Here is a 5064-nt window from a genome sequence, read left to right on the forward strand (position 1 = left end):
ACCAACAACCAACAACCAACAACCAACAACCAACAACCAACAACCAACAACAAATGACTAAACTTTGGCCTTATATTACCCCCGGCATCCCTGATGAATTATTTGAACGATTACCCGGTATTCCCCTCAGCAAAAGAGAAGTAAGATTATTAATCATATCTGCCCTGCGACTCCGATCGGACTCATTATTATGGGATATTGGTGCAGGAACAGGTACAATACCAGTAGAAACAGGACTACTATGTCCTCAAGGTAAAATAATTGCCATAGAAAGGGATGAAGAAGTAGCAAACCTAGTCCGTCGTAACTGCGAGCGATTCGGAGTCAAAAACGTAGAAATTATCGAAGGCTCCGCGCCAGAATGTCTCAAAGATTTACCCTGGCAGCCCCACCGCGTCTTCATTGAAGGAGGAAGGCCAATTAAAAATATGCTAAAGGAAGTATGGGATTACTTGCAACCAGAAGGTAGAGTCGTTGCAACTGCGGCTAATCTGGAAAATCTCTATGCCCTTTCCGAAGGCTTTGCCGAGTTACATGCCCGTAATATTGAAGTCGTGCAATCAGCCGTTAATCGATTGGAGACTAGAGGCACTAACCAGACTTTTGCTGCGGTTAATCCTATTTTTATCCTCAGTGGTGAGAAACTAGAGTAAAGTGGGAAAAAGAAACCGGATTTCAGGACAGTGCTTCTTGGTCTGAAGTCAAGTGTGCCATGGGGGATTTATCCCTTCTGCCTTCTGCTCTCTGCTTTTCTGGTTAAATTTTCGACATATATCGACAGTTATACCCAACTGTCTTCTTTTAAACACTATTCTATGCCTTGGACCCGAATTTTTAGTGCAATTGTGGCAATCGCCATAGCGATAGCGGTGCTACTTGCTGGCGGATGGTACTTTACCTTCGGTTTTTGCATCCTCGTCTATCTGGGTGAATTAGAATTTTTTCAACTGGTGCAAGCCAAAGGGATTGCGCCAGCTACCAAAACCACCCTCATCTTGAGTTTGCTGCTATTGGTGACATCTTCGGTATCTCCCACCCTGACAGATGCCCTCTTTCCTATCGCAGGAACTATAATCTGTTTCTACCTCCTATTTCAACCAAAAATGGCGACAATTGCCGATATTGCCTCTTCAATTTTGGGGTTGCTTTACTGTGGCTATTTGCCTAGCTATTGGGTGCGGTTACGAGTGGGTTTAGATGGAGTTTCATCACTACCATTGAATGCTACAGCCAGTGCAAATAACCTACCTTTGGCTGGATATTGGCCTAATACTTGGACAAATGTCACAGATTTACCTCTTGGGTTAACTGCCACTCTATTAGCCTTTAGCTGCATTTGGGCGGCTGATATTGGGGCTTATGTTTTCGGAAAGTTTTTTGGCCGTACTCCCCTATCTGATATTAGTCCCAAAAAGACAGTCGAAGGCGCTATTTTCGGTTTTGCTGGTAGTATTGCTGTCGCTATGGCTGGTGCTTGGTACTTGCAATGGCCGAGTTGGCAAATAGGCGGCTTAATATTGGGAGCAATAATTGGGATCACCAGTTTATTAGGTGATTTAACAGAATCGATGATGAAAAGAGATGCTGGTGTCAAGGATTCCGGACAATTAATTCCCGGCCATGGTGGCATTTTAGATCGCTCTGACAGTTATATTTTTACAGCTCCTTTGGTTTACTATTTCATGACACTTTTACTCCCTCTATTACCATCGTTTTTGTAGGGTGTGGTTGTTAGTTGTTTGTTGTTTTAATTAATTCATTAAATCAATAACATATCCGTTACATCCGTTACCAAATCCGCTGCAAAATCCGCTGCCAAATTATTCGCACTTGACTTTTGCTATAGATGTATGTAGGGGTGAAGCATAAGGGCGACAATTTATGTTTAAAACCATAGATATAGAGTCCAAATGCTTCACCCTGCAATCACGCTACCAATACCAAGCGATATTTCTACACTACAGCCATCGCCAATAGCCTAATATTAGAAAAAGTGAACTCAGTAGTAATCCGGGAATCCCCCTCAATCGCCTCAACAACTTGGTGAGTCATCACATAATAATCGCCAAATTTCTCAAAAGTATCTTCAAATTCCCGCTTACCCTTCAATTCACCAGTCTTAGCATTACGGAAAATAGCATTATAACCAGAAGAAAGATAACCTTCCCCCGTATCCAAACTGCTGTTAGTATTAATCGTGAAAGCCATTGGTCCCATCACCCGGCTAACCTGAGAAATTTCTTTTCCCCGCACCTTATAATTAGAACCCATGGCATCACCTTTGACAGAAATTTCCACAGCACCAGTACTATCAGTTTCCCCCAGGCTAAACTCATTTTTACCATGTGCTTGGGCAAAAGATGACCGTTTGCGGTGAGTGACTATATCCCGCATTTGGTTATAGACACTTTCTTGCACCTTTTCATCAGAAAATCCGGTAACTTCAACCGTCAAATCGCTATTGATGCGAACACTACCGCTGTAGACTTCATCTCCCTGCTTAATTTCCACATCAGCACTATAGCCAGGGAAATTTTCATCCCAAGTGTAACGATGTTCGTAAGCAGCCTGAAATAATTCACGAGCGCCTGTTTGCTCAGTCATACCCAACCTTTGTAAAGTTAACTCTTCTAGTTTACAGATCTTTCCATAGTGTTGCCTGCCTTACTCCAGTTAATAATCTTGCGTTATCACTATTGGATCTTGAAATAACGGTACAGTAAAGGTAACTGTTGAACCCAGCCCTTCACCCATACTGAAAAAGTTCATTACACCACCCATCGTTTCTACCAGTTTTTGAGAAATTGCCAATCCCAAACCTGTACCACCGTAGGGACGATTTAGTCCACTATGCACCTGGCTAAAGGATTGAAAAAGTTTATCCTGTTTATCAAGAGAAACCCCAATTCCTGTATCAGCAACTCGGACTTTCACGTAACCAGGTAATTCCTCATCTTTAAATCTGACATTTTGCCTAATCACTTCAGCACTGATAGTAATGCCACCCTCCTCAGTGAATTTAATCGCATTACCAACCAGATTTAACAACACCTGAAGGAGTCGCTGATAATTACTATATACAGTAATTCCTTCAATACCGCGAGGCATTTCAATGGTGAGATTTAGGTTCCTATGTTGCGCTTGTTGTCTTTGTAAGTCGTAAACCTTTCTAAATAGAGCATCGAGTTCCAGTGGTCCTAATTCCAGCTCCATTTTTCCGGATTCAATCTTAGCAATATCTAAGATATCGTTAATAATATTCAGCAGGTGTATAGCTGAATTGAGGGCTTCTTGAATGAATTCTTTTTCCTCATCCGGATCGTCTGCTACCCCGTCTATAACCAACCGGAGAAACCCAATCATGCCATTGAGAGGCGTTCGGAGTTCATGGGATGTATTGGCTAGGAATTCACTCTTAAGACGGGACGCTTCTTCTGCTTGGATTGTCGCAATTTCTAGTTCCTTGTATAGCGTACCATGAGCGATCGCAGTTCCCACTTGTTCGGCTAATTCTCGCACCAACTCTACTTCTGCGTCACTCCACTGACGATGGCGATCGCACTGATGTAGGCAAATTAACCCATTTGGTTCATCTTTGTAGGAGGTAGATACCACCAAAATTGACTGTTGCTGGGACTCACTAGTTGTGATATAATCCACTACTGGTTTAGAACTTAATAGCGCCTCTTTAAGTTCCGGTTCATTTTCCAGTTCCAACTTCTTTGCCAACATTGAGTCGAAGGACTCCTGGCAATATTCCGCTTCCACTTTAACCTCTAGATCGCCTTTTTTATAAGAGCAAACAATACAGCGATTAACCTGCATTGCCCTGCCCAAACTTTCTACCGTTTGCTGCCAGATAGTATCTAGATCTAGAGTACGGCGAATTTTGCGAGCAATCTGGGTGAGGAGTTTCTGATTTGGATCTAGACTATAAGGCACTAGAGAATCAATCACCTTTTGTACCTCTGATTCGGGTAAAAGGTGACCCATTACCAATACCTTTGTGGCATTGCCATCTCTTTCTAAAATTGGGGAAATTGCCAACTCAAAGGGTAAATTTTCCTTATTATACCGAAACCAATGGATACAACGTTCAGGATTTCGATGCTCCAAAATCCGCTGAATTCGATCTCGGTATCCTTCCAAGGCAACAGGATAAAACGTATCTTTTAGGTGAAGTCCAATCACTTGTTCTTCAGTCAGACCATATTTCTGGGCATCTCGCCAGTAAAATGAGTGGTACTGACCAGAGGCATCTTGAGTAAATACTAAATCTGCCCCCAACCCCTGCAAAAAGCTAGATTGGCCTTGTGCAGTAATTAATTCCATATTGGGAGATCCATATACAATACTTTGGGAATTAGCCGGAGCAACCATCTGAAGTAAACCCGAACACTCAAAGCGATAAAAATACTAACAGTCACCATCATTCGTAAATTGCAGCCCATTGAAGTTGGGAGCGTTAGCCAAAACTTTTCGGCAGGAAGACTCTCCCAATCTACTCTTAATCGTTCCATTCGCCTCGAGGCGGTACGGGAGGATTTCGTCTCAAAGTCCGGGTAAGTTCGTCGTCGCGATCGCGCGAACCTCTAAGCCATTGACGAATCGCGGTTTCTATTACTTTACTTGGATCGTTAGTCAGGTGTTTGATTTCCTCCAACAATTCTGCATCCAAATGGATAGAAATTTCTTCCTTGTCAGCGGTATTTTCTCGATGTATGGCAGGCTTATTCATCTTTCTTCCCCCTTGGAGACTACTGCTATACCTGTACGTTTGTTAGCGGCGAGATTCCAAGGGGGGTGGGGTCTAGGCAACATAAGATTAATTTCAAATTGAAACAAAAGCGCAGATTTTTTGATGGGAAACCTGCAAAACCAACTCGGATTGCTCCGGTAAAGTTAGCTTTGACAATGTTAGTGGTGGGTACTATCTCAAAAGCACTGTCTCCCATAAGACTGTTTAACCTTTGAGTTTTAGCAGCTCACGGACTAGCTGCGCATCCGCAGGTAAGAACTTAAACGCTTGCCACTAACGTAGGTAAGTCGACCTGAGTCTGGTCA

General features: G+C 42.8%; 5 protein-coding genes. 2 read left to right on the top strand and 3 right to left on the bottom strand.

From position 1 onward, the window contains the following. Nucleotides 1-53 precede the first annotated feature (53 nt). On the top strand, nucleotides 54-653 hold the full coding sequence (gene cbiT / locus NJ959_RS25275) for a precorrin-6Y C5,15-methyltransferase subunit CbiT (protein ID WP_254014525.1): 600 nt from the start codon (nucleotides 54-56) through the stop codon (nucleotides 651-653). A 162-nt stretch (nucleotides 654-815) separates the two neighbouring features. Beyond that, complete coding sequence (locus tag NJ959_RS25280; protein WP_254014521.1) at nucleotides 816-1721, top strand: phosphatidate cytidylyltransferase; 906 nt, start codon at nucleotides 816-818, stop codon at nucleotides 1719-1721. A 232-nt stretch (nucleotides 1722-1953) separates the two neighbouring features. On the opposite strand, the gene NJ959_RS25285 is transcribed toward NJ959_RS25280, so the two are convergent. The 3 genes from NJ959_RS25285 to NJ959_RS25295 all read right to left on the bottom strand — a co-directional run bounded on the left by NJ959_RS25285 (nucleotide 1954) and on the right by NJ959_RS25295 (nucleotide 4738). Next, on the bottom strand, nucleotides 1954-2604 hold the full coding sequence (locus NJ959_RS25285) for a DUF3386 domain-containing protein (RefSeq protein WP_254014522.1): 651 nt from the start codon (nucleotides 2602-2604) through the stop codon (nucleotides 1954-1956). Between the two features lie 69 nt (nucleotides 2605-2673). Further along, a complete protein-coding gene (locus NJ959_RS25290) occupies nucleotides 2674-4332 on the bottom strand; it encodes a GAF domain-containing hybrid sensor histidine kinase/response regulator (protein WP_254014523.1) in 1659 nt (552 codons plus the stop codon). Nucleotides 4333-4507: 175 nt separating this feature from the next. After that, nucleotides 4508-4738, bottom strand: coding sequence for a type II toxin-antitoxin system CcdA family antitoxin (locus NJ959_RS25295; RefSeq protein WP_254014524.1), 231 nt, complete (start codon nucleotides 4736-4738; stop codon nucleotides 4508-4510). Nucleotides 4739-5064 lie beyond the last annotated feature (326 nt).

Origin of the sequence: Limnofasciculus baicalensis BBK-W-15 (genome assembly GCF_024178385.1) — a bacterium.
Classification (GTDB): domain Bacteria; phylum Cyanobacteriota; class Cyanobacteriia; order Cyanobacteriales; family Coleofasciculaceae; genus Limnofasciculus; species Limnofasciculus baicalensis.

Excerpts from the sequence above, each read along its gene's own strand:
- NJ959_RS25280 (WP_254014521.1), top strand. The coding sequence starts at position 816 with ATGCCTTGGACCCGAATTTTTAGTGCAATTGTGGCAATCGCCATAGCG.
- NJ959_RS25285 (WP_254014522.1), bottom strand. The coding sequence starts at position 2,604 with ATGACTGAGCAAACAGGCGCTCGTGAATTATTTCAGGCTGCTTACGAA.
- NJ959_RS25295 (WP_254014524.1), bottom strand. The coding sequence starts at position 4,738 with ATGAATAAGCCTGCCATACATCGAGAAAATACCGCTGACAAGGAAGAA.
- NJ959_RS25290 (WP_254014523.1), bottom strand. The coding sequence starts at position 4,332 with ATGGAATTAATTACTGCACAAGGCCAATCTAGCTTTTTGCAGGGGTTG.
- cbiT (WP_254014525.1), top strand. The coding sequence starts at position 54 with ATGACTAAACTTTGGCCTTATATTACCCCCGGCATCCCTGATGAATTA.